Origin of the sequence: Pseudomonas nitroreducens NBRC 12694, from assembly GCF_002091755.1 — a bacterium.
GTDB classification, from domain to species: Bacteria; Pseudomonadota; Gammaproteobacteria; order Pseudomonadales; family Pseudomonadaceae; genus Pseudomonas; species Pseudomonas nitroreducens.
In genome coordinates, this window is record NZ_BDAI01000003.1 from 313,885 (window position 1) to 339,968 (window position 26,084).

22 protein-coding genes and 3 tRNA genes are annotated in these 26,084 nt (G+C 63.6%); 11 read left to right on the forward strand and 14 right to left on the reverse strand.

The features are described 5' to 3' along the window. Positions 1 to 19 precede the first annotated feature (19 nt). From ileS to ispH, 4 genes are all read left to right on the forward strand, one after another. Positions 20 to 2,854 (forward strand): isoleucine--tRNA ligase, encoded by a 2,835-nt coding sequence (ileS, locus tag PNI01S_RS10595; protein WP_038803702.1) that lies wholly within the window; start codon positions 20 to 22, stop codon positions 2,852 to 2,854. Continuing rightward, entirely contained in the window at positions 2,847 to 3,356 is a 510-nt protein-coding gene (lspA, locus tag PNI01S_RS10600) for a signal peptidase II (protein WP_024763084.1), read from the forward strand. The genes ileS and lspA overlap by 8 nt, the downstream gene beginning before the upstream one ends. Next, a complete protein-coding gene (gene fkpB, locus PNI01S_RS10605; RefSeq protein WP_037006688.1) occupies positions 3,349 to 3,780 on the forward strand; it encodes an FKBP-type peptidyl-prolyl cis-trans isomerase in 432 nt (143 codons plus the stop codon). Before lspA ends, fkpB begins: the two co-directional genes overlap by 8 nt. A 103-nt stretch (positions 3,781 to 3,883) precedes the next feature. Further along, positions 3,884 to 4,828, forward strand: coding sequence for a 4-hydroxy-3-methylbut-2-enyl diphosphate reductase (gene ispH, locus PNI01S_RS10610; RefSeq protein ID WP_024763085.1), 945 nt, complete (start codon positions 3,884 to 3,886; stop codon positions 4,826 to 4,828). A gap of 74 nt (positions 4,829 to 4,902) precedes the next feature. Here the strand turns inward: ispH and PNI01S_RS10615 are convergent, their stop codons facing one another. The 8 genes from PNI01S_RS10615 to PNI01S_RS10650 form a co-directional block, all read right to left on the reverse strand. Then, positions 4,903 to 5,307 carry a type IV pilin protein gene (locus tag PNI01S_RS10615; RefSeq protein WP_024763086.1) on the reverse strand — a complete coding sequence of 135 codons (405 nt, stop codon included), beginning with the start codon at positions 5,305 to 5,307 and terminating at the stop codon, positions 4,903 to 4,905. After that, complete coding sequence (locus PNI01S_RS10620; RefSeq protein WP_024763087.1) at positions 5,304 to 5,633, reverse strand: PilY2 family type 4a fimbrial biogenesis protein; 330 nt, start codon at positions 5,631 to 5,633, stop codon at positions 5,304 to 5,306. The genes PNI01S_RS10615 and PNI01S_RS10620 overlap by 4 nt, the downstream gene beginning before the upstream one ends. Further along, positions 5,633 to 9,145, reverse strand: coding sequence for a pilus assembly protein (locus tag PNI01S_RS10625; protein WP_024763088.1), 3,513 nt, complete (start codon positions 9,143 to 9,145; stop codon positions 5,633 to 5,635). The genes PNI01S_RS10620 and PNI01S_RS10625 overlap by 1 nt, the downstream gene beginning before the upstream one ends. A gap of 14 nt (positions 9,146 to 9,159) precedes the next feature. Then, on the reverse strand, positions 9,160 to 9,735 hold the full coding sequence (locus PNI01S_RS10630) for a pilus assembly PilX family protein (RefSeq protein ID WP_024763089.1): 576 nt from the start codon (positions 9,733 to 9,735) through the stop codon (positions 9,160 to 9,162). Further along, on the reverse strand, positions 9,732 to 10,478 hold the full coding sequence (locus PNI01S_RS10635; protein ID WP_159457345.1) for a PilW family protein: 747 nt from the start codon (positions 10,476 to 10,478) through the stop codon (positions 9,732 to 9,734). The genes PNI01S_RS10630 and PNI01S_RS10635 overlap by 4 nt, the downstream gene beginning before the upstream one ends. An 11-nt stretch (positions 10,479 to 10,489) precedes the next feature. Continuing rightward, entirely contained in the window at positions 10,490 to 11,059 is a 570-nt protein-coding gene (gene pilV / locus PNI01S_RS10640; RefSeq protein WP_089285814.1) for a type IV pilus modification protein PilV, read from the reverse strand. An 8-nt stretch (positions 11,060 to 11,067) separates the two neighbouring features. Beyond that, positions 11,068 to 11,544 carry a GspH/FimT family pseudopilin gene (locus PNI01S_RS10645; RefSeq protein ID WP_024763092.1) on the reverse strand — a complete coding sequence of 159 codons (477 nt, stop codon included), beginning with the start codon at positions 11,542 to 11,544 and terminating at the stop codon, positions 11,068 to 11,070. A gap of 151 nt (positions 11,545 to 11,695) precedes the next feature. After that, entirely contained in the window at positions 11,696 to 12,208 is a 513-nt protein-coding gene (locus PNI01S_RS10650; RefSeq protein WP_084358186.1) for a GspH/FimT family pseudopilin, read from the reverse strand. Between the two features lie 194 nt (positions 12,209 to 12,402). On the opposite strand from PNI01S_RS10650, the gene thiO reads away from it, so the two are divergent. After that, positions 12,403 to 13,512, forward strand: a complete 1,110-nt coding sequence (gene thiO / locus PNI01S_RS10655; RefSeq protein WP_024763094.1) for a glycine oxidase ThiO — start codon at positions 12,403 to 12,405, stop codon at positions 13,510 to 13,512. Positions 13,513 to 13,527: 15 nt separating this feature from the next. Here the strand turns inward: thiO and PNI01S_RS10660 are convergent, their stop codons facing one another. The 4 genes from PNI01S_RS10660 to PNI01S_RS10675 all read right to left on the reverse strand — a co-directional run bounded on the left by PNI01S_RS10660 (position 13,528) and on the right by PNI01S_RS10675 (position 17,883). Then, complete coding sequence (locus PNI01S_RS10660) at positions 13,528 to 14,865, reverse strand: sigma-54-dependent transcriptional regulator (RefSeq protein WP_024763095.1); 1,338 nt, start codon at positions 14,863 to 14,865, stop codon at positions 13,528 to 13,530. Between the two features lie 15 nt (positions 14,866 to 14,880). Further along, on the reverse strand, positions 14,881 to 16,470 hold the full coding sequence (locus tag PNI01S_RS10665; protein WP_024763096.1) for a sensor histidine kinase: 1,590 nt from the start codon (positions 16,468 to 16,470) through the stop codon (positions 14,881 to 14,883). After that, a complete protein-coding gene (locus PNI01S_RS10670) occupies positions 16,460 to 16,702 on the reverse strand; it encodes a PP0621 family protein (protein WP_024763097.1) in 243 nt (80 codons plus the stop codon). The genes PNI01S_RS10665 and PNI01S_RS10670 overlap by 11 nt, the downstream gene beginning before the upstream one ends. 155 nt (positions 16,703 to 16,857) lie before the next feature. Next, positions 16,858 to 17,883, reverse strand: coding sequence for an outer membrane protein assembly factor BamD (locus PNI01S_RS10675; protein ID WP_024763098.1), 1,026 nt, complete (start codon positions 17,881 to 17,883; stop codon positions 16,858 to 16,860). 147 nt (positions 17,884 to 18,030) lie between these two features. Between PNI01S_RS10675 and rluD the strand changes: the two genes are divergently transcribed. From rluD to clpB, 3 genes are all read left to right on the forward strand, one after another. Next, positions 18,031 to 18,990, forward strand: a complete 960-nt coding sequence (gene rluD, locus PNI01S_RS10680) for a 23S rRNA pseudouridine(1911/1915/1917) synthase RluD (protein ID WP_024763099.1) — start codon at positions 18,031 to 18,033, stop codon at positions 18,988 to 18,990. Continuing rightward, positions 18,987 to 19,712, forward strand: a complete 726-nt coding sequence (pgeF, locus tag PNI01S_RS10685) for a peptidoglycan editing factor PgeF (protein ID WP_024763100.1) — start codon at positions 18,987 to 18,989, stop codon at positions 19,710 to 19,712. The genes rluD and pgeF overlap by 4 nt, the downstream gene beginning before the upstream one ends. Before the next feature lie 275 nt (positions 19,713 to 19,987). After that, the gene (gene clpB / locus PNI01S_RS10690; RefSeq protein WP_024763101.1) at positions 19,988 to 22,552 is read left to right on the forward strand and encodes an ATP-dependent chaperone ClpB; all 2,565 of its coding nucleotides are present in this window, start codon (positions 19,988 to 19,990) and stop codon (positions 22,550 to 22,552) included. Positions 22,553 to 22,657: 105 nt separating this feature from the next. Here clpB and PNI01S_RS10695 read toward each other — a convergent pair whose 3' ends face one another. Both PNI01S_RS10695 and PNI01S_RS10700 read right to left on the reverse strand, forming a co-directional pair. Beyond that, positions 22,658 to 23,011 (reverse strand): PilZ domain-containing protein, encoded by a 354-nt coding sequence (locus PNI01S_RS10695; RefSeq protein ID WP_024763102.1) that lies wholly within the window; start codon positions 23,009 to 23,011, stop codon positions 22,658 to 22,660. Positions 23,012 to 23,022: 11 nt separating this feature from the next. Beyond that, positions 23,023 to 25,323, reverse strand: coding sequence for a DUF1631 domain-containing protein (locus tag PNI01S_RS10700; RefSeq protein WP_024763103.1), 2,301 nt, complete (start codon positions 25,321 to 25,323; stop codon positions 23,023 to 23,025). A 216-nt stretch (positions 25,324 to 25,539) separates the two neighbouring features. Here PNI01S_RS10700 and PNI01S_RS10705 point away from each other — a divergent pair. From PNI01S_RS10705 to PNI01S_RS10715, 3 genes are all read left to right on the forward strand, one after another. Further along, positions 25,540 to 25,615: transfer RNA gene (locus PNI01S_RS10705), tRNA-Asn, on the forward strand. 9 nt (positions 25,616 to 25,624) lie between these two features. Further along, positions 25,625 to 25,701, forward strand: a tRNA-Pro gene (locus tag PNI01S_RS10710). A 6-nt stretch (positions 25,702 to 25,707) separates the two neighbouring features. Next, positions 25,708 to 25,783, forward strand: a tRNA-Lys gene (locus tag PNI01S_RS10715). Positions 25,784 to 26,084 lie beyond the last annotated feature (301 nt).

Genomic DNA, 26,084 nt, shown 5'->3' on the forward strand with positions numbered 1-26,084 from the left:
ATCCTGAACAGGCCCTGAGATGACCGATTACAAAGCCACTCTGAACCTTCCCGAAACCGACTTCCCGATGAAAGCCGGCCTGCCGCAGCGCGAGCCGCAAACTCTCAAGCTCTGGAACGACATTGGCCTGTACCAGCAGCTGCGGAAGATTGGCGAAGGTCGCCCGAAATTCATCCTGCACGATGGCCCGCCCTACGCCAATGGCAGCATCCATATCGGTCACGCGGTCAACAAGATTCTCAAGGACATCATCGTCCGCTCTAAGACCCTGGCTGGCTACGACGCCCCTTATGTGCCGGGCTGGGACTGCCACGGCCTGCCGATCGAGCACAAGGTCGAGACCACCCACGGCAAGAACCTGCCGGCGGACAAGACCCGCGAGCTGTGCCGCGAATATGCTGCCGAGCAGATCGAAGGGCAAAAGGCCGACTTCATCCGCCTGGGTGTGCTGGGTGATTGGGACAATCCCTACAAGACCATGAACTTCTCCAACGAGGCCGGTGAAATCCGCGCGCTCGCCGAGATGGTCAAGCAGGGCTTCGTGTTCAAGGGCCTGAAGCCGGTGAACTGGTGCTTCGACTGCGGCTCCGCCCTGGCTGAAGCTGAGGTTGAATACGCCGACAAGAAGTCCGACGCCATCGACGTTGCCTTCCCGGTGGAAGACGAAGGCAAACTGGCCGCCGCCTTTGGTCTGGCCAGCCTGTCCAAGCCGGCCGCCATCGTCATCTGGACCACCACCCCCTGGACCATCCCGGCCAACCAGGCGCTGAACGTCCACCCCGAATTCACCTACGCGCTGGTCGATACCGGCGAGCGCCTGCTGGTGCTGGCCGAGGAGCTGGTCGAGTCCTGCCTGCAACGCTACGGCCTGGAAGGCAAGGTGATCGCCACCGCACAAGGCGAAGCGCTGGACCTGATCCGCTTCCGCCACCCGTTCTACGAGCGCCTCTCGCCTGTCTACCTGGCCGAGTACGTCGAACTGGGCGCCGGCACCGGCGTGGTTCACTCCGCCCCGGCCTACGGTGAGGACGACTTCCGTACCTGCAAGCAGTACGGCATGAGTAATGACGACATCCTCAGCCCGGTGCAGAGCAACGGCGTGTACGTGGCCGACCTGCCGTTCTTCGGCGGCCAGTTCATCTGGAAGGCCAACCCGGCTATCGTCGCCAAGCTCGACGAAGTGGGCGCGCTGCTCAAGCACGCGGCCATCAACCACAGCTACATGCACTGCTGGCGCCACAAAACCCCGCTGATCTACCGCGCCACCGCACAGTGGTTCGTTGGCATGGACAAGCAGCCGCAGACCGGCGCCACCCTGCGCGAGCGCGCGCTGGAAGCCATTACCGAAACCGAATTCGTGCCCACCTGGGGCCAGGCGCGCCTGCACGGCATGATCGCCGGCCGTCCGGACTGGTGCATCTCGCGTCAGCGCAACTGGGGCGTACCGATCCCGTTCTTCCTGCACAAGGCCACCGGCGAGCTGCACCCGCGCACCGTCGAGCTGATGGAAGAAGTTGCCCTGCGCGTGGAGAAAGAGGGCATCGAAGCCTGGTTCAAACTCGATGCCGCCGAACTGCTGGGCGATGAGGCCGCGCAGTACGACAAGATCAACGACACCCTGGACGTCTGGTTCGACTCCGGCACCACCCACTGGCACGTGCTGCGCGGCTCCCACGCCGAACTGGGCCACGCCAGTGGCCCGGCTGCCGACCTCTACCTGGAAGGCTCCGACCAACACCGCGGCTGGTTCCATTCCTCGCTGCTGACCGGTTGCGCCATCGACGGCCATGCGCCGTACCGCCAGCTGCTGACCCACGGCTTCACCGTGGACGAGTCCGGCCGCAAGATGTCCAAGTCCCTGGGCAACACCGTGGTGCCGCAGACCGTGATCGACAGCATGGGCGCCGACATCCTGCGCCTGTGGGTCGCGTCCACCGACTACTCGGGCGAGATCGCCGTTTCCCAGCAGATTCTCCAGCGCAGCGCCGACGCCTACCGTCGTATCCGCAATACCACGCGCTTCCTGCTGTCCAACCTGTCCGGCTTCGACCCGGCCAAGGATCTGCTGCCCAATGACCAGCTGCTGGCCCTGGACCGCTGGGCCATCGATCGCGCGCTGCAGCTGCAACGCGAGCTGGAAGAGGCCTACCGCGACTACCGCTTCTGGAACGTCTACTCCAAGGTGCACAACTTCTGCGTGCAGGAGCTGGGCGGCTTCTACCTGGACATCATCAAGGACCGCCAGTACACCACCCAGGCGAACAGCGTTGCCCGCCGTTCCTGCCAGACCGCGCTGTTCCACATCGCCGAGGCCCTGGTGCGCTGGATCGCGCCGATCATGGCCTTCACCGCCGAGGAAATCTGGAGCTTCATGCCGGGCGAGCGCGCCGAGTCGGTGATGCTGACCACCTGGTACGACGGCCTTTCGGAACTCCCGGCCGACGCCGAACTGGATCGCGCCTACTGGGACGAGGTCATGGCTGCCAAGGCCGCCGTGAACAAGGAACTGGAGAACCTGCGCAGCGCCAAGACCATTGGTGGCAACCTGCAGGCCGAGATCACCCTCTACGCCGAAGACTCCCTGGCCAAGCGTCTGGAGAAGCTGGGTAACGAGCTGCGCTTCGTGCTCATCACTTCCGCCGCCACTGTCGCGCCGCTGTCCACAGCGCCCGCCGATGCGGTAGCGAGTGAACTGCCGGGCCTGAAACTGCAGGTCGTGAAGTCCTCCCACGCCAAGTGCGGCCGTTGCTGGCACTTCCGCGCGGACGTCGGCAGCAATGCCGCGCACCCGGAACTGTGCGGCCGCTGCGTCGAGAACATCGAAGGTGCCGGCGAGGTTCGTCACTATGCCTAACGCCGATCGCTTCGGTCGCCTGCCCTGGCTGTGGATTACCGTGCTGGTGTTCGTCCTGGATCAGCTCTCCAAGGCCTTCTTCCAGGCCGAGCTGAGCATGTACCAGCAGATCGTGGTTATCCCCGACCTGTTCAGCTGGACCCTGGCCTACAACACCGGTGCCGCGTTCAGCTTCCTGGCCGACAGTTCCGGCTGGCAGCGCTGGCTGTTCGCCCTGATCGCCATCGTGGTCAGCGTGGTGCTGCTGGTCTGGCTCAAGCGCTTGAAGCGCGGCGAGACCTGGCTGGCCATCGCCCTGGCGCTGGTGCTGGGCGGCGCGCTGGGCAACCTGTACGACCGCATGGTCCTGGGCCACGTGGTGGACTTCATCCTCGTGCACTGGCAGGACCGCTGGCGCTTCCCGGCCTTCAACCTGGCCGACAGCGCCATCACCGTCGGCGCCATCATGCTGGCGCTGGACATGTTCAAATCGAAGAATTCCGGAGAGACCGCCAATGGTTGATGTCCGTATTGGTGGTGATTCCCAGGTCACCCTGCATTTCGCCCTGAAGCTCGAAGACGGCAACGTCGTCGACAGCACCTTCGACAAGCAGCCGGCCACCTTCAAGGTCGGCGACGGCAACCTGCTGCCGGGCTTCGAGCAGGCGCTGTTTGGCCTGAAAGCTGGCGACAAGCGCACCCTGACCATCGAGCCGGAGAATGGCTTCGGCCAGCCGAACCCGGCCAATGTGCAGGTGATGCCGCGCGATCAGTTCCAGGACATGGAACTGGCCGAAGGCCTGCTGGTGATCTTCAATGACGCCGCCAAGACCGAGCTGCCGGGTGTCGTCAAAGAGTTCGACGAACAGCACGTGACCATCGACTTCAACCATCCGCTGGCCGGCAAAACGCTCGCCTTCGAAGTCGATATCATTGATGTGAAATAAGCCTGACCTTGCGGATGCCCCGGCTTCGAGGGGGGCGTCCGGCGCCAGGCGAAGAATTCCTACCGGCCCCTCGTGGGCCGGCTTGCGTAGCACCGAGGCCACCATGCAAATCAAACTCGCCAATCCCCGCGGCTTCTGTGCCGGCGTCGACCGGGCGATCGAGATCGTCAACCGCGCCCTCGACGTCTTCGGCCCGCCGATCTACGTGCGCCATGAAGTGGTGCACAACAAGTTCGTGGTGGAGAACCTGCGCAACCGCGGCGCTGTGTTCGTCGAGGAGCTCGACCAGGTGCCGGACGACACCATCGTCATCTTCAGCGCCCACGGCGTTTCCCAGGCCGTGCGCAAGGAGGCTGAGAACCGCGGCCTGAAAGTCTTCGACGCCACCTGCCCGCTGGTGACCAAGGTGCACATGGAGGTCGTGCGCTACAGCCGCGACGGCCACGAGTGCATCCTGATCGGCCACGAAGGGCATCCGGAAGTGGAAGGCACGATGGGGCAGTACGACGCCTCCAACGGCGGCGCCATCTACCTGGTGGAAGACGAAGAAGACGTCGCTGCGCTGGAAGTGCGCAACCCCGAGGCGCTGCACTTCGTCACCCAGACCACCCTTTCGATGGACGATACCTCGAAGGTGATCGACGCCCTGCGCGCGAAATTTCCGCACATCCAGGGCCCGCGCAAGAACGACATCTGCTACGCCACCCAGAACCGCCAGGACGCGGTGAAGGAACTGGCCGACCAGTGCGACCTGGTGCTGGTGGTCGGCAGCCCGAACAGCTCCAACTCCAACCGCCTGCGCGAACTGGCGGAGCGCATGGGCACTCCCGGTTACCTGATCGACGGTGCGGAGGATATGCAGAAGGAGTGGTTCGATGGCGTGCAGCGCATCGGTATCACCGCCGGCGCTTCGGCCCCGGAAGTACTGGTGCGCGGCGTTATCCAGCAATTGCGCGATTGGGGGGCGGAAGCCGAGGTGGAACTGGATGGGCGGGAGGAGAACATTACGTTCTCGATGCCCAAGGAGTTGCGGGTCAAGGCCCTTTAAGTCAGTGCTGCTATAGAAAAAAGCCCGATCAGGTGATCGGGCTTTTTTGTGCCTGGCTTGCCGGCAGGGCGCGTTCAGCGCCAGCAGTCGGCAACGGTCAGACGGCCCGTAATGGCGCGGAGGCCGTCCTGGTCCAGTGTGTACGTGGCACAGTCCCGGTCGGCGGCCTGCTTGTTGATGGGGACCGCGCTGAGGGTATAGGTAGTGTTGCTGGGGCGCGCGATCTGTAACTGGTAAACATTACTGCGGGAGTTGGCCGATGCCAGGCCCAGTTGCGCCGTCGTGGTGGCGTACTGGTTGTTCTGGCTGAAGAAACGTTCCTGGCGAGCTGCCGCGTCGGTGAGCAACGCCTGGCCTTCGGCGCGGTTGTTACGGGTGATATAGCTCTGGTAGCCGGGCACCGCGAAGGCCGCGAGAATGGAGATGATGACCAGTACAATCATCATCTCGATCAGAGTGAAACCATTGCTGCGCTTCATGGGGTCTCCGGACTGGTTTTTGTTGTATCGGTCGGCTGGCGCAGATGGATGGCCAGGGACTCGATGGTATCCATCTGGCCGGTCTGGCCGGAGAACACGACGAACATGCCTTCCTTGAGCTGAAGGATCGCTGGACCGGCGTTGGGGGAGTTGCTCTCGACGACGCGGTTGGGCAGCAGGTAGGTCTTGCCGTCGATTCTGACCTGGTTGGCGCCCACGGCGATGCTCTCGACGGTGCCATTGTCTTCGAAGGTGGCGGCGTGGGCCGCCCAGCTCAGGGCGAGCCCGCCGAGGATCGCGAGGATCCGCCTGGTTTGAATGATCATTATTGGTCCTCGATCTGATGCCAGTTCTGCCGCCCGCGAGCCTGCGCCCCCAGGGAAATGGTGGTGCGGGTCGCGCCGTCCTTGAGGTTGGTGTACATGTCGTCGCCGACGATGTTAGACGAGCCGAAGCCGGGCATGCGAATGCTCGAGACGACCTGACCGTTCACTCCGTCAGCGGCGGTGACGTAGTTGTTCCCGGACATGTCGAACACGTTGAAGGTAGTCGCGCCGCCGGTGGTACCGTCAATCCCCTGTACCCAACGGTCGATGCTGGGTTCGCAGGGGTCGACGTTGGGAATGATCGAGGAGTAGAACAGCACACTGGCGCGGGTCGACATATCGGTCGCGATCATCTCGCCCTTGAGGGTATTGCCTTCCTTCAGGTCGATGAACCAGCCGTACTTGTTCACGCCCTGGGAGGGGTCGTTGTTGACGTACCACTGTACCGGGTTGCGGCTCAGCAGCCGGTACTCCATGGTCTGGCTGGTCGTGCCGTCGGTGAACGCGCCGCTGGTGCGGGTAGTGATGGTCTGTTCCACCAGGTTGGAGCGGCTGAGCGTTGGCGTGCTGGTGATCCCGCCGGATACTGGCAGGGTCTGGCGATCCCAGATGCCATAGAGGGACATGGCCTTGCTGGAGTCAGCCTGGGCGTCGCTGCTTTCGAAGTACTTGCCGGTGCCGACGGCGACAATGTAGCCGGTGCCGCTGGGGTGGCGGATCAGCGATGGGGCGGCCGTGATCGGCTGTGCCACGGTCTGATTGCTGGTGTTGGTGACAGTGGCCTTGTACAGCGGGTTGCCGCCAAAGGCGATGCGCCAGTTGGTGCTGCTGCCATTGGGGACCGTGCCGTTGCTGCCAATCACGTTGAGGTTGGTCAGCGTCGGGTCGTACAGGTCGAAACGCCACAGATTGCCCTGCAGATCGCCAGCGTAGACGTAATCGGCGATCAGGTCGCCGTTGATGTCCACCACGCGTGGCGTGGACAGGCCATTGACCAGGGCGCCGGTGTTGGGCGTCAGTTTCTTGGTCACGGCGCCAGTGGCGGCATTGAGAACGAAGAGGACAGCCTTGTCGTTGGTGCTGTTATAGCCGTTGGCCAGGATGACGCCCCAACTGCCGTCGTGCAGCTTGGTTACCACCGGTTTGCTGAAGGTGTAGCCCAGGTCGCCATCGTTGCTGTCGCTGAACTCCCAGAGCAGCTTTTCCGCGCCCGGGTCGGTGATGTCCAGGGCGAAGATCGAGCGGCCGCCACCGCGCAGACTGCCGATCAGGATGGTACGCCACTGGTTGTTGATGACGATTTCCGAGACTACCGGCGAGCCGTCGACGAAGAAGCGGTGCTTGGTGCCCTTGTAGCTCTGCGAGCTGAGCAGGTAGAGCTTGTCCAGTACCGCGGTGGGGATGTAGGCGAACTGCTCTACGCCATTCTCGTCGAAGCCGTGCAGCATGCCATCGTTAGCGCCGACGTAGATGCGTTTGGCGCGATTGAGGTAGTTGGAGTAGAAGGTGCCGTACTTCTGAACGGCCGAGCCGGTCGAGTTGGCACCGCTGACCGGATTCATCAGCGATTCGAGGCTGTCGGGTTTGGTCACCACCACGGGGCTGGAGTAGATGATATCGCCCAGCACGTAGTTACGTTCGCGCAGGTCGGTGGTGGCGGTGCCTTCGTAGGTGCGATCGCCGCGAACGTAGGACACGCGCTTCTGGGCATTGGTGTCGGTACTTTCGGTCACGCCGTCGTCGTTCTTCTGGAACAACAGACGTTGCGCGGCGGTCAGGTTGGTCCAGTTGAAGTCGGTCAGGCTGGTAGTGCCGTTGACCGTCTTGGCGAACTTGATGTTGCGGCTGCTAGCGGCCTTTTTCTCAAGCAGGTCGCGAGCGTCCCAGGATGGGGTCAGGGCACCGGTGGTGTCGCTGATGTCGTACTTGATCAGTTGGCCGCTCCAGTTCTGGCTGGAGAAGCGGGCGTAGTACAGCTCGTTGCCGGAGCTGGTGACAGCGGATTCCAGGGAGACCGCCGAAGCCGAGGTATCACGGTCGGCAATGCGTCCCAGGATGGTGGAGAACGCGGTTGTCATGGCGTCCGGGCTGTCCACACTGAAGAACTCGCCGCGACCGTTGATCGCCGCGTGCCAGAGGTCATACACGTTGTTGGCGCTGTTGTCCGCCGCGGCCGGCCAGGACTTGGTGCCGGCCGCCAGGGCGGTGTAGTCGCCGGTGAAGGTCGAGCCATCCCATTTCGGGTTGGTCAGGCTGGTGGTAAGGCCCAGGCCCAGGGTGTATGTCACCAGGTGTTGCCAGGTGGCCGGATCGTTGCGTGGGTCGAAATACTGCGTAGTGGCGTTGCTGCTCTTGTAGGGCGTGTAGGGAGCCAGGTTGTTCGCAAGATCTGTACGCGCATCGGTGGCCCAGTAATAGAAGGCCAGGTCCGCCAAGGTATTGCTGGCGTTGTCAGCGAAGGGGGCCCGGCTGCTGTAGGTCTTGCCATCCGGCAGGCTGAGGGAAGCGCTGTTGTCGTAGTTGCCGACACTGGCCGAATCGCCGTTCCACAGACCGTCGGTCATCACGATGTTATAGCTGGGACGACAGGTGTACTCGGTGCCAACGCTGGTGCCAGGGACGGCAGCGTATGGACCGTTGACCCCTGTAGTCTTGAGAAACTCCCCGGCCCGGGCGAAAGCTGCCCGCAGCGGCGTACCACCGGTGACGCTGAGGTTTTCCAGGAAGCTGAAAAAATTGACCCGGTGGTTACCCGACAGTGGCCGTAGGAAGTTGCTGTAGCAGTTGCTGTTGCCGGAGCCAATGTTCTTGCAGTTGCTGTTGTTGAGCACCTGCCAGGTGACCCGGACGTTTTCCGGCAGGCTGTAGAACGCCAGGTTGGCGGCCGACTGAGTGGCCAGAGCGCGTGTGCGATAGAACGAATACCAGATGGCGAAGTTGCTTTGCTGGGCAGCCGGTACGGTGACCAGGGTGTAGCAGGACGCGTTGGTCAGGCTACCGGTGGTGCAGTTCTTACCGCCGGGGGTGTAGTTGTAGTAGTAGCCGGCACCGGCGGTACCAGTCTCTTCGTCGTTGCTGCTACCGCGACCATACTCGACAGTGGCCTTGTAGGCGGAGGACAGGTTGACAGCGCTGGTCTGGGTAAAGCCGTTGCGCCAGGCCTTGGTATAAGTCGGCGCGGCGTACTCGGTAACCTGCAAGTTGCCATTGGACATCGTGACCTTCTTGGGAATCTTGTAGGTCACGGCGGGGTTGTAATACATCGGGTTGTAGACGTTGGACTTGAAGTAAACCTGGGCCTTGTTCGACTCGATGGCATCGGGGGCGTAGGCGAACGCCATACTGCCGGAGTCGTCGAGGGTGACCAGGATGTTCGGGTCCACAGTCTGGTTCAGGAATAGCGGCTGCTGGCTGATGGTCAGAGCGGCCGACTGGACCGACTGGGCCGACAGGAAGACGTAGCCGAATGCCAGGGAGGCCAGAGCCGTACGGCGAGAGGGGATGAGCTTCATGCTGGGCTCCCGGGTCAGTAACGCTGAACAGAGGTGGATTGCAGCAGGACCATCACGCGTTGCGAGTCGCTGCGCGCTGCTGCATTGAGTTGGTAGTAGTACGGGCCGACACCACGACGGCGATCGTCGATGTCGGTAACTTCGACTGTGCCTTGGGAGTTCTGCGGATCGAAGCCGATGAAGGCGGCGAACCAGCGAGGACGATCACTCAGCCCAGCCAGGACGTTGTTGTCACCGGTGTTGCCGATATAGTTCTGGGCATTGGCGTTACTCGACCACCAGGTCCAGTTGCGTTGCACCACGCCATTGGCGGGGACGTTCTTGAGCACGCACAGGCCTGACTGCGCCGTGCAGTCCGCGCTGGCAGTGGGCGGGCCGAGGTTGGCGGCCAGGCGCCCCTCGCCTTCGCGCAGGCTTGACTCGGCGCCGGCGGCGCCAATCTGATAGGCGCGCTGGTTGCCGATCAGGCGCTCCTGCAGCACTGTGCCGCGCATGCTCGAAATGGCCAGAACGGTGATCACCAGCAGCATGATCAGGCTGACGAAGAGGACCGCCCCGTGCTGTCGGTGCAGGCTATTGTTCGACTTCATTGCGCGATGTTCCTCAACGTCACGGTGGTCTGTGCGGAGTTGTACAGACGGGTGTCCGTAGCGGTCGTGGCGGCGGTGCTCGACAGAGGGAAGAAGTAGCTCTGCTGGCCGATCGCGGTGCCGTTGTTGCTGCTGCGTTGCAGCAGCGATACCCGTACCGATACAGGCCAGGCATCCGCTGCGGGCGTCGTGACGAAGGCCTCGGCCAGGCGGTCATCATTGGTGTCGATGCCGTAGGTGAAGGCGATATTCGCCACATCCGACACCAGCGTCTGTGCAGCGGCGCCCTGTGCCGAACACTGCAGTTCGTTTGTCGCAGCCACTCGTTCCAGGCGAGTCACGATGGCATTGCTGGTGGCGATGGTATTGCCCAGGCAGTCCGTTTCGGTGGTGATGCGCCGCTGATAGCGGATACACACGCCCAGGCCGTTTGCAGTGGGGCGTACGCTCTGGCCGGCAGCAAAGGCCTGGCAGCCATTGGCCGCTGCCAGGTAGGGGAAGGCGATCTCGCGGCTGTCCTGCGCCAGGGTCTTGTAGCCAGTCTTGAGCAGTAGCTGCTGGATGCTGAACAGCGCGAATCGGCTGCCGTCCTGTGTGTCGTTCTGGTCGTGCTGCGACAGGAAGGTGCGCTTGTTGTCGATGTAGACCTGGGTCACGCCCAGGATCAGAAGGGTGCAGAGCAGCAGGGCGATCATCAGCTCGATGATCGACAGGCCGCGCTGGCTGAATGGTGGCCGACTCATGCTGGGCATTCTCATGGCTGGAAGCTCATCCGGTAGAACTCGCGGCGGCTGGCGTCGAGAGCTGTGCAGACAGTACCGGCCGGGCAGACGTCCTTGCCCAGCCAGGCGATCTGGATCAGGACACTGGAACCGGTTCCCGAGCACGGGTTGGCGGCGCTGGCATTGTTGGTCCGGCAGACGATGTACTGATTGGTCAGCAGGGTCAGGTCCGGGCCGATCGGCAGAGCGTTCTGAACCTGGCGCGCCCAGGTGGCCATTTGCGTCGTGGCCAACTGGTCCACGGTGCAGCCGGCAGCTGTCTGGCAGTTGGCTGTGATGGTGGTCGGGAACGCGGTGCCCGCGGCCTTGTAATAGTTGGAGGCGGCGTTCGGCAGGCCATTGGCCCCGATGAGTGCATTGCGATTGCTGCGCATCATCTCTGCCAGGTCATTTGCCAGCATGATTGCCCGGTCGCGCTGGGTGCTTTCGTTGGAGTACTGGATGGTGCGTCCCTGCATGGCCACCAGGCCTAGTACTCCGACGCTGATGATGATCAGGGCGACCATGGCCTCGATCAGGCTGAAACCCTTGCTCTTCTTCATGGTTTGGCTCATGGGGCGCAGGACGCCAGGGCGGAGTTGTTTTCATCCACGCCCACCGCAAACTGGCGAACTCGGCCGCTGCGCTCGGCAATGGTTTTGCGGGCGGTGGTAGTGCTGTTGTCATGGCAGACGATGATCGAGGTCTGGGCGTTGGCGCCACCGCGCGCGCTGTAAACGATGCTGGCAGCGGATGCCCGGGCAGTCACACCTTCAGGTAGCAGGACGCTACGAAGAGTCGTGTTGTTCTGCGATGCTGACCAGGTGGTGTTGCCGACGTTGACCGTCACCGGCTGGCTGCGCGTCGCGGCTTCCATGCGGGCGTACTCAAGCAGTTCGCCAATCTCGTTGGAGGCGGTCTGCAGACGATTGTTGTTGATCATCGTCTGAAAGCCGGGCAACGCGAGCGTGGCGAACATCGCCAGCAGCGTTACCACGATCATCATCTCGATCAGCGTAAAGCCCGCCGATGCCTTGGGGCGCGACATAGGCGCATTCCTCGCTTTTTAGATAGAGGTAATGCTGCCCGGTCCAGTAGGAAATGTCTGTTTTGTATGGATGACCGTTCGCGATAGGGCGATGTTCGGTCATGTGCCCTGACGTTATGTGATCCCTGTCGCTGAAAGCGTGCGAAGTCGGTCAGTGGGGGCAGAGGTCTTCGGTGATCCCGGGTTCGGTGCGAATGCGCCCGGCCTTGTTGAACACGATCCGATAGCTCGTTCGGCCCTCGCCGCAGAGAGTCAGCGTGCCGGAGTGAAAGGCACCGTTGGGCTGGATCGCGTTACCGCGAGGGGTGAAGTGAATGTAGCGGCGCGAGGTGCTGTCGGTGCGGATGCTGATGCCGCTCAGGGCGTCGTGAGCGGCGAGCGGAGGTTGTTGTGGGTCGCGGGAGCCGCGATTGCCAGGATCGACGAAGGCTTCCCAGCCGGCGGCCCAGTCAGCACGAGTTGCTGCGATGCTGATCGATTGTCCGCTGTGCACGGCCGATTCGCGGGCGAAGTCCAGTGTGTTGCGCAGCTCCTGGGTGGCGACGCTCGCTCGCTGGTCGCGCAGGAGTTCGCTCAAGGACGGAGCGGCGACGGACAGTACGATGGCGAGTATCGCGAGGGTGAACAGCAGTTCGACAAGGGTGAGGCCACGTTCCCTGGTCATGGTTCGCTTCCGGGCAGTTGAGGTGCGGGAAGTATTGGCCGCGAACGGGCGGGCGCTTGTGGTCGAGTTGGATTAAGGATGTAGGAGCGGTCCGATGCCGCATCGACTTCCGTCGTGCTCCGTCAACGAACCAGGCCCGGTATAGTGTGCGGCCGGCGATGGGCCGTTGATTTTCCTGTGATGTGGGGCGTGGTATGCCGGACATGATCGTGGTGGGCGGTGGGGTAGTCGGGATGCTGACTGCCTGGACTCTGGGGCAGGCAGGTGCCGAGGTGGTGCTGCTGGAGAAGGGCGAGACCGGGCGTGAAGCGTCCTGGGCTGGCGGTGGCATCGTCTCGCCGCTTTATCCGTGGCGCTACAGTGCGGCGGTCGCCAACCTGGCCCACTGGTCGCAGGACTTCTACCCGCGGCTGGGTGACCGACTGCTCACCGATACCGGGCTTGACCCGGAAGTACATGTCACGGGTCTCTACTGGCTGGACCTCGATGACCAGGCCGAGGCGCTGGCCTGGGCCAAGGCCCATGGCCGCCCACTTGCGGAGGTGGACATCGGCGCTGTGCATGAGGCCGTTCCGGTGCTGGGGCAGGGCTTCGAGCGTGCCGTGTACATGTCCGGGGTGGCCAACGTGCGCAATCCGCGCCTGGCCAAGTCGCTGCGCGAGGCGCTGCTGCGACTTCCAAATGTCAGCGTGCGCGAGCAGGTCGAGGTGACCGGCTTCCTGCGCGAGGGCGAGCGCGTGAACGGCGTGTGCACTGAGCAGGGCGATTTCATTGCCGATTCAGTGGTGCTGGCGGCCGGTGCCTGGAGCGGCGAGTTGTTGGCGAAGCTGGGCCTGCAGCTGCCGGTGGAGCCGGTGAAGGGGCAGATGATCCTTTACCGCTGCGCCCCGGACTTCCTCTCCAGCATGGTGCTGGCCAAAGGTCGCTACGCGATTCCGCGCCGCGATGGGCACATCCTGGTAGGCAGCACGCTGGAGCATGCCGGTTTCGACAAGACTCCGACGGGTGAGGCCTTGAGCAGCCTGCGTGCCTCGGCAGAGGAGCTGATCCCCGCGCTGGCGGGCAGGGAGCCGGTGAATCACTGGGCCGGGCTGCGCCCGGGCTCGCCACAGGGCATTCCCTTTATTGGCGAGGTGCCCGGCCATCAGGGCCTGTGGCTGAACACTGGTCACTATCGCAATGGCCTGGTGCTGGCGCCGGCGTCCTGCCAGTTGCTGGCGGACGTGATGCAGAAACGCTCGCCGATCATCGAAGCGGCGCCTTACGCGCCGGAAGGGCGCCTGGTGGCGACGCCCATCGTCTAGGGGCGGCTGGGGGGATCAGTCGATCCCCAGCTTCTTCAGGCGGTAGCGCATGGAGCGGAAGGTCAGGCCCAGGCGCTGCGCCGCCGCGGTGCGGTTCCAGCGCGTCTCTTCCAGGGCCTGCATGATCAGCTTGCGTTCGATGTCCTCGAGGTAGTCCTCGAGGTTGTCGATCTGCGCCAGGCTGGCTTCGCCACCGCCGTCCGCGGTACCTGTCTCGGCCAGACGCAGGTCGTGGGGCTGGATAACGTCGTCTTCGCAAAGCGTGTAGGCGCGCTCGAGCATGTTCTCCAGCTCCCGCACGTTGCCCGGGAAGCGGTAGCTCTTGAGCTTCTCCAGGGCGTCGGCGCTGACCGAGGCGGCTGTCAGCCCGCTGTCGCCGGCCAGGCGCTTGAGTACGCGATCGGTCAGCAGCGGGATGTCTTCACGACGCTCGCGCAGGGGCGGAACCCGCAACTCGATGACGTTCAGGCGATAGTAGAGGTCCTGACGGAAGCGCCCGGCGGCCACTTCGGCGGCCAGGTCCTTGTGCGTCGCACAGAGGATGCGCACGTCCACCGCGACCTCCTGCTGGCCCCCCACGGCGCGCACGGCCTTTTCCTGGATGACGCGCAGCAGCTTGACCTGCATCGGCAGCGGCAGGTCGGCCACCTCGTCGAGGAACAGGGTGCCGCCGTTCGCTGCCTGGAACAGGCCCAGCTTGTCTTCCACGGCGCCGGTGAAGCTGCCTTTCTTGTGGCCGAAGAACTCGCTTTCCATCAGCTCCGACGGGATGGCGCCGCAGTTGACCGGCACGAAGGTCTGTACCTCCCGCGGGCCCTGCTCGTGGATCAGCCGGGCCACCAGTTCCTTGCCGCTGCCGGATTCGCCGCTGATATAAACCGGCGCCTGGCTGCGGGCCAGCTTGGCCACCTGGTTGCGCAGGGTGCGCATGGGTGGGGAGTCGCCGAGCAGGCGGCTGTCCACCGGCGCTTCCTCGGCTTCCGGCGAGCGCAGGCGCAGGGCGGAGTTCACCAGCTCGCGCAGACGGGCGAGGTCCACAGGCTTGGTCAGGAAGTCGAAGGCGCCGGCCTTGAGCGCCTGCACCGCGGTATCCAGGCTGCCGAAGGCGGTGATCATCGCCACCGGCATCTGAGGATGGCGTTGCTGGATGTATTGCACCAGGTCCAGGCCGGTGCCGTCGGGCAGGCGCATGTCGGTGAGGCAGAAGTCGAACGGCTCGCGGGCCAGGAAGTCGCGGGCTTCCTTGACGTTGCGGGCGCTGCGGGTGTCCAGCTTCATGCGGCCGAGGGTGATTTCCAGCAGCTCGCGAATGTCGGGTTCGTCGTCGACGATCAGGGCTTTTTGACGGCTCATGTTCTTTGCGTCTTCTTAGCTTTGTTTGCGCGGGTGGGCGAAGGTGATGCGGAAGCAACTGCCGCCTTCGTCACGCGTCTTGTAGTCCAGTCGAGCCTGATTGCTTTCGCACAGCTCGCGGGAGATGTACAGGCCAAGGCCTGTGCCCTTGCTTTCGGTGGTGAAGAACGGCTCGAACAGTTTTCCCCGCTGTTCGGCGCTGATGCCGGGGCCGTCGTCGAGCACTTCCAGCACGGGCAAGTCGGTCTCGCTGTCGCGGTACAGGCGCAGCCAGACCTGGCCGGTGCCGTTCTTCTGGGTGCTGTACCGTAACCCATTCTGCACGAGGTTGGTCAGTACCTGCGTCAACTGATGCGGGTCCATGCGCGTCTGCACGGTGCCCTGGCCGGTCTCCACGTGGATCTGCTGTCCCTCGCGCAGGCCCTCGCGCATTTCGCCGGCATAGCGGTGCAGCCAGTATTTCAGGTCGAGCAGTTGCGGTTCGGACTGGCGTCGGCGCGACAGCTGCAGGACGTTCTCGATGACCAGGTTCATGCGCCGCGACTGGTCCTGGATGATCTGCGTCAGGCGTCGGTCGGGCTTGTCCAGCTCTTCGGACTCCAGCAGCAACTGCGCCGCATGGCTGATCGCGCCCAGTGGGTTGCGGATCTCATGGGCAATGCCGGCGGTCAGCCGGCCAAGCGCCGCAAGCTTGAGCTGCTGGGCCTGCTGGGCGATCTGCGAGATGTCCTCGAGGAACATCAGGATATGCTGTTCGTTGCCCCGGCGCAGGGGGATGAAGCTGGGCTGTACGGTCGGGCCGGACTCCGCAGGTTGCAGGCTTGGCGGGCGCAGGGCGGGATTCTGCTGCCATTGCTGCAGGCTGGAGACGAGCTGCGGGCTGTACTCGGCCAGCGAGTGGCCGGGCAGGTCGTGGCCACCCAGCAGCGTAGTGGCGCTCTGGTTGGCCAGCAGCACGCGGTGGCGATCGCCCAATACCAGGATGCCGGTGCGCATGCGCTGCAGGATCAGTGCGTTGAGCTCTTCGAGGTTGGCGACCGTGGTGGCACGTTGCTCGGCAATGCTCTCGACGACCTGCTGGCGCCGAGCCAGGGCCTGGATCAGCAGGGCCGAGGCGAAGCTCAGGGCGCCCAGGCCGCCGGCCTGCACGTAGTGGTTGAGGGCGGTGACCTGGCTGAGGCTCAGGTAGAAGGTCAGGTAGATCAGGTTGATGGCGGCGATGGCGGCGATCAGCAGGCCGATGCGCCCGCGCAGCAGGATGTTGGCAATGGCCACGGCGACCACCATCAAGTTGCCGATGCCACTGGGGATGCCGCCGGCGGTATAGAACAGCGCGCTGAGCAGGAGTATGTCCAGCGCTGCCAGGATGAACAGCGGCAGCAGCTGGCGCGGTGTCGGCATCAGCACGGCGATCAGGATGTTGAGGATCAGGTAGACCCAGCAGCCGACATGGAAAAGCTCGGGGTGGGCCAGCTTGAGCAATTCGTCATCCAGGCTGCTGGAGATCAGCAGTACCAGCACCAGGCCGATGGTCAGGCGATACAGGTGGTACAGGCGCAGGACCCGCAGGCCCTGGCCCGTGAGGGAGATCCCTTCAGCGACCACGGTCGGTGCGGTCCTGTTCGAGGTGCGCGCGGCTGCAGTACCACTTGCTCTCGTCCTGCAGGGCGTGGCTCTGCGGCACGTGCACGCCGCACTGTGCGCAGCGGACCATCGGCGCGGCGGGGTCGTCGCCCTTGGGCTTCTCGACGGGGCGCGCCGGTCGGGTGGCCTTGCGCCACAGCCACCAACCGAAGGCGAAGAGGGCGATCCAGAACAGCAGACGGGTCATGGCAATCCCTTGTGCATAAAGAGCGGCAGTTTATCCAAGCCTCGCGGTGGCGCACAGTGAGCCCGTGTACGCTCCGCCGATCAGGGGTAAAAGACCCTTGAATCTATTCAGGATGAAAAAAGGGAGGCCGAAGCCTCCCTTTTTCGTCGAACCCGACGGTATCAGTCGAAGATACCGAAGGTCATGTAGCTGAACCAGGAACGGTTGCTGCTGCCGGAGTTGCCTTCGGACTCGTGCTGTTCCTCTTCCACGTCGCTCTGGTTCTCGGGCTTGAGCTCAGCGGGGATCTGCTGTTCGGCGTCCTCGTACTGCTTGATCACGTCCTTGGATGCCTGGGTTTCCATGTGCGGCGGGGCATCGTTGGTTTCGATCAGGCCCAGGGTGGCCTTGGCCAGCCAGGAACGGTTGTCGGCTTCGTCTTCACGCGGAACGAACTGGCCATCCTTGAGACTGGGATTGTCCGGGTAGTTCGCCTTCAGGGTTTCCAGGCTGGAATCGGCCAGGTCGTTCAGGCCCAGACGCTGGTAGGCCTCGACCATGATCGCCAGGCCATCGCCGACGGCCGGGGTTTCCTGGAAGTTCTCGACCACGTAGCGGCCGCGGTTGGCGGCGGCGACGTAGGCCTGGCGCTTGAGGTAGTAGTGGCCGACGTGCACTTCGTAGGCTGCCAGCAGGTTGCGCAGGTAGATCATGCGCGCCTTGGCGTCCGGGGCGTAGCGGCTGTTGGGGTAGCGGCTGACCAGTTGGGCGAACTCATTGAACGAGTCGCGGGCGGCGCCTGGGTCGCGCTTGGTCATGTCCAGCGGCAGGAAGCGCGCCAGCAGGCCGCGGTCCTGGTCGAAGGAGGCGAGGCCCTTGAGGTAGTAGGCGTAGTCGACGTTCGGGTGCTGCGGGTGCAGGCGGATGAAGCGCTCGGCGGAAGCGCGAGCGGCCTCGGGCTCCATGTTCTTGTAGTTGGCGTAGATCAGTTCCAACTGGGCCTGCTCGGCATAGCGGCCGAAGGGATAGCGGGACTCCAGCGCCTTCAGCTTGGCGACGGCGTTGGTGTAGCTCTTGTTATTGAGGTCTTCCTGGGCCTGCTGGTACAGCTGGCTTTCGCTCAGGTTCTCATCCACCTTCTCGCCCTTGGAGGAGCAGGCGGTAACGAAGGCGAGGGTGGCGATCAGCAGCAGGTGTTTCACTTGCATGGCGGCTTGCGTCCCTGGACGGTCGGCTGTCGCGGCCGCAACCGTCTGTTATGATTGGCGCCCCAGGGATACCCCTGGGACAAAGGCCCCGTATTTAACCACAGCGCACAGCCGAACCAAAAGGCCGCGCGCCCTTCGTGTCCAGTCATGTCCAATATGATCCAACTCGCGGCAGAAGTGCCGTTCGACCTCGGTGGTCAGCGTCTCGACCAGGTCGCCGCCCAGCTCTTCTCCGACCACTCCCGTTCCCGCCTGGCTGGCTGGATCAAGGACGGCCGTCTCAAGGTCGACGGCGCCGTGCTGCGCCCGCGCGACATTGTCCATGCCGGCTCGCGCCTGGAACTGGATGTCGAGTTGGAGGCCCAGGGTGAATGGGTTGCCCAGGACATCGAGCTGGACATCGTCTACGAAGACGATCACATCCTGGTCATCGACAAGCCGACCGGCCTGGTGGTTCATCCCGCCGCGGGCCACCAGGATGGCACTTTGCTCAATGCGCTGCTGCACCACGTGCCGCACCTGGCCAACGTGCCGCGCGCCGGCATCGTGCACCGCCTGGACAAGGACACTACCGGCCTGATGGTGGTCGCCAAGACCCTGGAGGCCCACACCAATCTCGTCGCGCAGTTGCAGGCGCGCTCGGTCAGCCGCATCTACGAAGCCATCGTCACCGGCGTCATCGTCGCCGGGGGCACCGTCGACGCGCCCATCGGTCGTCACGGTGTGCAACGGCAGAAGATGGCGGTGATCGAGACCGGCAAGGTCGCCATCAGCCATTACCGCGTGCTGGAGCGCTTCCGCGCGCACACCCACACCCGGGTGAAGCTGGAAACTGGCCGTACCCACCAGATCCGCGTCCATATGACGCATATCGGCCACCCGCTGGTAGGCGATCCCACCTACGGCGGGCGCTTCCGCATTCCGCCGGGTGCCAGCCCGACCCTTGTCGAGTCCTTGCGCGACTTCCCGCGCCAGGCCCTGCATGCGCGCTTCCTGGAGCTGGACCACCCGGCCACCGGCGTGCGCATGAAGTGGGAATCGCCGCTGCCGGACGATTTCACCTGGCTGCTGAGCCTGCTGCGGCAGGACAACGAGTCCTTCGTATGACGCCCTGGCTGACGCCTGACTGGCCGGCTCCGGAGAATGTCCGCGCCTGCGTGACTACCCGTGCCGGTGGCGTCAGCGTCGAGCCTTTCGACAGCTTCAACCTCGGTGACCATGTCGGTGACGAGCCGGCGGCCGTCTTCGAGAATCGCCGTCGCCTGACTGCCGAACTGGGTTGCCAGCCGGCCTGGCTGAGCCAGGTGCATGGCATCGAGGTGGTCGAGGCCGATCCGTCCGCCGTCGCCATTGCGGATGCCAGTTGGAGTGCTGCGCCAGGCATCGCCTGTACCATCATGACCGCCGACTGCCTGCCGGCGCTATTCTGTGACCGCGCTGGTACCCGGGTTGGTGCTGCCCACGCCGGTTGGCGCGGGCTGGCTGGTGGCGTGCTGGAGGCGACCGTGAACGCCATGGGCGTCGCGCCGAGAGAACTGCTCGTCTGGCTCGGCCCTTCCATCGGCCCGCAGGCCTTCGAAGTCGGCGCGGAAGTTCGCGAAGCCTTCCTGGCCGAGCATGCCGAGGCCGAGCGCGCCTTCCTGCTCGGCACCAAGGCCGACAAGTTCATGGCGGACATCTATGAGCTGGCGCGCATACGCCTCGCGGCGAAAGGCGTGACGGCTGTTTACGGCGGTGATTTCTGTACCTTTACCGAGACCGAGCGGTTCTATTCCTATCGCCGCAGCTCCCGCACCGGCCGCCTGGCGAGCCTGATCTGGCTGAGCTGATCTGCTTTTCGCAGGAGCGGGCTGGCTCGCGAACGTCGCCGGGCAACACGGCAACAAGCGATTCGCAGGCAAGCCCGCTCCTACAGGTTTCTCCCGTGGTTCAGGTTCGCAGACCCGCTCCTAATGGCCTTTCTGTAGGCACGAACTGACGGGTGTCATGGCCAAATGGCTTGAACCGACCAAAATCGTCCTTATCTATCTCGCATCCCGGCGGGTTAGTCGTGATCAGGGGCACTCATCGCTCCGGCCCGCTATTGAAAGGAAGGACGACCCTCATGCGAATCGACCGTTTGACCAGCAAGCTCCAGCTTGCCCTCTCCGATGCCCAGTCCCTGGCCGTTGGACATGACCACCCGGCCATCGAGCCGGTGCACCTGCTGTCTGCGCTCATCGAGCAGCAGGGCGGCTCCATCAAGCCCCTGCTGATGCAGGTAGGCTTCGACATTCCCGCGCTGCGCGCCTCGCTCAATAAAGAGATGGACACGCTGCCGAAGATCCAGAATCCCACCGGCGACGTGAACCTGTCGCAGGACCTGGCGCGCCTGCTCAATCAGGCGGATCGCCTGGCCCAGCAGAAGGGCGACCAGTTTATCTCCAGTGAGCTCGTGCTGCTGGCCGCCATGGACGACAGCACCAAGCTGGGCAAGTTGTTGACCAGCCAGGGCGTCTCCAAGAAGGCCCTGGAAAACGCCGTGGTCAACCTGCGCGGCGGCGAGGCGGTGAACGACCCCAATGCCGAGGACTCGCGCCAGGCGCTGGACAAATACACCGTCGACATGACCAAGCGCGCCGAGGACGGCAAGCTCGACCCGGTGATCGGCCGTGACGACGAAATCCGCCGGACCATCCAGGTCCTGCAGCGCCGCACCAAGAACAACCCCGTGCTGATTGGCGAGCCCGGCGTCGGCAAGACCGCCATTGTCGAAGGCCTGGCCCAGCGCATCGTCAACGGTGAAGTCCCCGACGGCCTGAAGGACAAGCGCCTGCTGGCGCTGGACATGGGCGCGCTGATCGCCGGCGCCAAGTTCCGCGGTGAGTTCGAGGAGCGCCTGAAGGCGGTACTCAACGAGCTGTCCAAGCAGGAAGGCCGGATCATCCTGTTCATCGACGAACTGCACACCATGGTCGGTGCCGGCAAGGCAGAGGGCGCCATGGACGCCGGCAACATGCTCAAGCCAGCCCTGGCCCGTGGCGAGCTGCATTGCGTCGGCGCCACCACCCTGGACGAGTACCGCCAGTACATCGAGAAGGACGCCGCCCTGGAGCGCCGCTTCCAGAAAGTGCTGGTGGATGAGCCGAGCGAGGAAGACACCATCGCCATCCTGCGTGGCCTGAAAGAGCGCTACGAGGTGCACCACGGCGTCACCATCACCGACGGCGCGATCATCGCCGCGGCCAAGCTCAGCCACCGCTACATCACCGACCGTCAGCTGCCGGACAAGGCCATCGACCTGATCGACGAGGCGGCGAGCCGCATCCGCATGGAGATCGACTCCAAGCCGGAGGAACTCGATCGCCTGGATCGTCGCCTGATCCAGCTGAAGATCGAGCGCGAGGCACTGAAAAAAGAGGATGACGAGGCCACCAAGAAGCGCCTCGCCAAGCTCGAAGAAGACATCGCCAAGCTCGAGCGCGAGTACGCTGACCTCGAGGAAATCTGGAAGTCGGAGAAAGCCGAGGTCCAGGGTTCCGCGCAGATCCAGCAGAAGATCGAGCAGGCCAAGCAGGAAATGGAAACCGCGCGGCGCAAGGGCGACCTGGAAACCATGGCGCGCATCCAGTACCAGACCATTCCGGACCTGGAACGCAGCCTGCAGATGGTCGACCAGCACGGCCAGACCGAGAAGCAGCTGCTGCGTAACAAGGTGACCGACGAGGAAATCGCCGAGGTCGTCGCCAAGTGGACCGGCATTCCGGTCTCCAAGATGCTCGAAGGCGAGCGCGAGAAGCTGCTGCGCATGGAAGACGAGCTGCACAAACGCGTCATCGGCCAGCACGAAGCTGTGGTGGCCGTCTCCAACGCCGTGCGCCGTTCCCGTGCGGGCCTCGCGGATCCGAATCGCCCCAGCGGCTCGTTCCTCTTCCTCGGCCCGACCGGGGTGGGCAAGACCGAGCTGTGTAAGGCCCTGGCCGAATTCCTCTTCGATACCGAGGAAGCGCTGGTGCGTATCGACATGTCCGAGTTCATGGAGAAACACTCCGTGGCCCGCCTGATCGGTGCACCGCCGGGCTATGTGGGCTATGAAGAGGGCGGCTACCTGACCGAAGCCGTGCGCCGCAAGCCTTACTCCGTGGTGCTGCTGGACGAGGTCGAGAAGGCCCATCCGGACGTTTTCAACGTCCTGCTGCAGGTGCTGGAAGACGGTCGTCTGACCGATAGCCACGGCCGTACGGTGGACTTCCGCAACACCGTGGTGGTGATGACCTCGAATCTGGGCTCTGCGCAGATCCAGGAACTGGTCGGCGACCGTGAGGCTCAGCATGCTGCGGTCATGGACGCGGTGAATGCGCACTTCCGCCCGGAATTCATCAACCGGATCGACGAAGTGGTGGTCTTCGAACCGCTTGCCCGCGATCAGATCGCCGGCATCGCTCGGATTCAGATGGGCCGCTTGCGCAAGCGCCTGGCCGAGCGCGAGCTGAGCCTGGAGCTGAGCGACGAGGCGATGGACAAGCTGATCGCCGTTGGCTTCGATCCGGTGTACGGCGCGCGGCCGCTCAAGCGTGCGATCCAGCGCTGGATCGAGAACCCGTTGGCGCAGTTGATTCTGGCCGGCAGGTTCAACCCTGGCGCGAAGATTCACGCCAAGGTCGAGAACGACGAGATCGTCTTCTCCTGATCACCGCTCCACGAAAAAAGCCCGCCCATCGGCGGGCTTTTTTCTGCGCCAGGGGAAAAGGCCTTCGCTTGCGCCTGTGCTTTTGGCTTGCCGCCAGAGGGGCGATCAGATGGTCTTGCGGGAACCGCCGAGCAGGGTGAGCAGTTGCTCGACCAGTTCGGCCTGGTCCTCGGCGATATCGATGATATGGAAACCCGCCCAGCCCAGTTGGCCATCGGCGCCGGCACGGCTCCACAGGCAGTCCGCGCCCAGATGGATTTCGCCTATCTCGTCCAGCGGCGGGGCCGGCACGAGCTGGCAATCCCAGACGGAATCAGCCTCCGGGACGTCCACGCCACAGAGCATGAACCCCTCGGCAGAGAGGTCGGCGAGTCGACCCAGGCTGCGCCCGGTATGGCGGTCGAAGACTTCCACGGTCAGCCCGGTCTGCTGCCGGCTGTGCTGGCGACGCTCTCCCATCGACTGCTTCCTCAGGTCTGTGCCGGGCTGCGCCCGGAGGTAATGCGTTGCAGGACCCGGTAGATCGCATTCAAGGCGCGATCCATCAGCGGGGCGGACTGTTCCGTCGGTACCAGGCGGACCTTGCCCGCTTCCATCTCCTGGGCCAACTGCACTATCGGTTTGACCGCCACGCGCTGCCCGGTGTGGTCGACGAACATATAGTTGCGCGTGGTCGGGCTGAACCACGAAAGCTTGAGCCGGCGAGCCGGAGTGGTGTCGCCGAACTCGAACCAGGTGCCGAACTCCAGGTGGCTCAGCTCTTTCATCAATACCCGCACGCGCTCGGAGAGTGCCTCGCTATCGGGTTTGACCAGCGTGTGCCCTTCGGCACCAAGCATGGCGCCCAGCGGGCTTTCCGGCAGTTCCTGCTTGAGTTGTGCGGCGATCTGCGGCTTCTGCGCCTGAATCGCGTGCTGGCAGGCGACCAGGTCCTGTAGCAGCCGGCGGATTCCGTCCTCGTGGTAGCCGCCCAGCACCTCCAGCCCCCTGCGCAGGTCTTCCAGCAGGGCCAGGCGGATCGCTTGCAGATGATCGCGACCGTCGGCATCCAGCGGTGTCACGCTCCAGGCCAACTGCTCGGCTACCTCGCAGGCACGCCTCCATTCGTCGCTGTGCTCTCCGCTGCGCAGGACGATGAAGGTGAGAGCATCACACCAGCTCATTTCGAGGAAATTACGCACCAGTTCCGGCAGTTCGCGCTCGTGGGTCACCTTGGTAATGGCGTCCAGCGCCTGCTCCCGTGCGGCGAGGAGGCGGTCGCGACCGCGCGCGGCCTCCATGGCGCGGCGCTCGCGCAACTCGACCTTCTGTCGCAGGTTGGTGACGTATTCGTTGAAGTCCCCCAGCAGGGTGTCGAACAGCGAAAGGTCGCCGACGAAGTCCTGGATCACCCGCTCGACCACCCAGTGCATCTTCGCCAGCAGTGCGCGCTCCTCGCCCTCTCCGCCGTAGAGCACGCCGGCCTGGGCCATGGCGTTGAGCAGCTTGCGAGCCGGATGGTGGTGCTGGGTGAACAGTTGCTTGTCCAGCAGCGCCACCTTGAGGAAGGGCGTGTGCAGGTGGGAAAGTGTGGTCTTGCAGCTGTCAGGCAGGTTCTCGTCATCGAGGATGAAGTCGAAGACCATGCCCACCAGGTCGATGACGTCGGCTTCCTGGTCGGTCAGCCGAGTGTTCTTCGGCTGGGCGCTGCCGGCCTCCAGCTGGCGCTGCAGGTCGGCCTTCAATGCATCGACCGGCTGCGGCTGGCGCAGGCGCTGGGCCAGTTCCTGGGCCGATTCGCGCTGCAGCCGGTTCAAGGCTTCCAGTAGCTCGTTGGCGCTGTAGGTCGTCGTGGCGGAACTCGGGCCGAAGCTGACAATGCTCTGGGTGTTGCCGAACAGCGTGGCCTTGTCTCCGCGTCGACGGCGTTCGGCAAGCAGCACGGCGAGCCCGCCGAACAGCGCATTGCGGTCTCCGGGCGGGATCTCCGGCAGGTCGCCGGTGGCATAGCTCTGTGGTGCCGATGGAATGCCGTTCGTCGCCCCTGCGTCCTTCTCATCCGTCACGGAGCGGGGCGGCGGCGCAGACACCGAGCGTTGCCCCTGCGGGCGGTACTTGAGGTTCGGCAGGACGCCGCCGTCGGCCAACCGTTTGTTCAGCTGTTCAAAGAGCGGCTGAAGATGCTGCATGACCTGCTGATCGAACAGGACGTACAGGATGGTCTTGATGCGTAGAGGGAAAGCGCTGCGCGCCAGGGTGTCGCGGAACGCCTGGGCAACGGCGTGCGGGCCGAAGGGGTTGCGGTCCTCGCCCAGCTTGCTGCCGTTGTTGAGCAGCGCCAGGCGTTGATCGAGGGCGAACAGCAATTGCGCACAGTGGGCGCGTACCTGGTTGACCATGTTGGTCACCAGCAGGGTCTCTTCGTATTCGTCGTTGCCGACCAGGGTCAGCTGGTCCATGTCCAGCTCTTCCAGCGGCTCGGCGGTGGGCAGCTTGCCTTCGAGGAAGTCGCTCAGGCCCTGGGCGATACGCTGGTGGTAGAAACGCTCGAGGTTAGGTCTTTCACGACGGACTTCGCGCATGGCGTCGAAGAACAGCGCCTGGACCTGATTGTTCTCGGCTTTTTCCGCGCACTCGAAGAGTGTGTCGTCCACCTGGGCGAAGACATTGCCCAGGAGCTCGGCGATGTGATTCATCGCCAATTGGCGGCAGCCCTGGACCAACTCGCCGAAGCGGGGCTGGATGACCCGGCTGGCGATCGGGGAGGGCGGTGGGGTGTCCTTGCTGCTCATGGCCATCCTGTGCGTGATCGTTCCGTTTACACCCGCGGTGGATCACTCGTGTTTTTCCAAGCAGATATAGCAATCAGCCCGGCCCCTGCAAAGCGAAGAAAAACTTTTTGGATCAGAGTGTTGACAGGCGTTTCGATATACGTAAAATGGCGCGCCTCTGATACGGGATTCCGGTGAAGCCGGAAGCGAAGTGGAAGAGATTGAAAGGTTCGTCGTTCCGCGATAGCTCAGTCGGTAGAGCAAATGACTGTTAATCATTGGGTCCCTGGTTCGAGTCCAGGTCGCGGAGCCAACTTTCAAACGGGGTATAGCGCAGTCCGGTAGCGCGCTTGCTTTGGGAGCAAGATGTCGGGAGTTCGAATCCCCCTACCCCGACCAAATTTTGGGTCGTTAGCTCAGTCGGTAGAGCAGTTGGCTTTTAACCAATTGGTCGTAGGTTCGAATCCTACACGACCCACCATATTTGGATTGCGAAATTTCGCGATCCGGGCTTGAAGATAAGCCCGCTGTAAAAAGCCCACCTCTCGAGGTGGGCTTTTTCGTTTCGGCCGTTTTTTCTTTTCCCGGCCCGTCTTCCTGGTGCTCCAGGAGTCCTATCCTTTCGTATGGTTTTGTGTCGTCTCCCCGGCGAGCTCGAACCATTGCTATTGATCGCCTGGAAGCTTGGCTCGTTTCGTACGAGCGGGAAGCTGATGTATGGGAAATTCCTTACGTAACATAGGACCGGTCTGATCTGGAAGATCGCTGCATAAATTTATCCT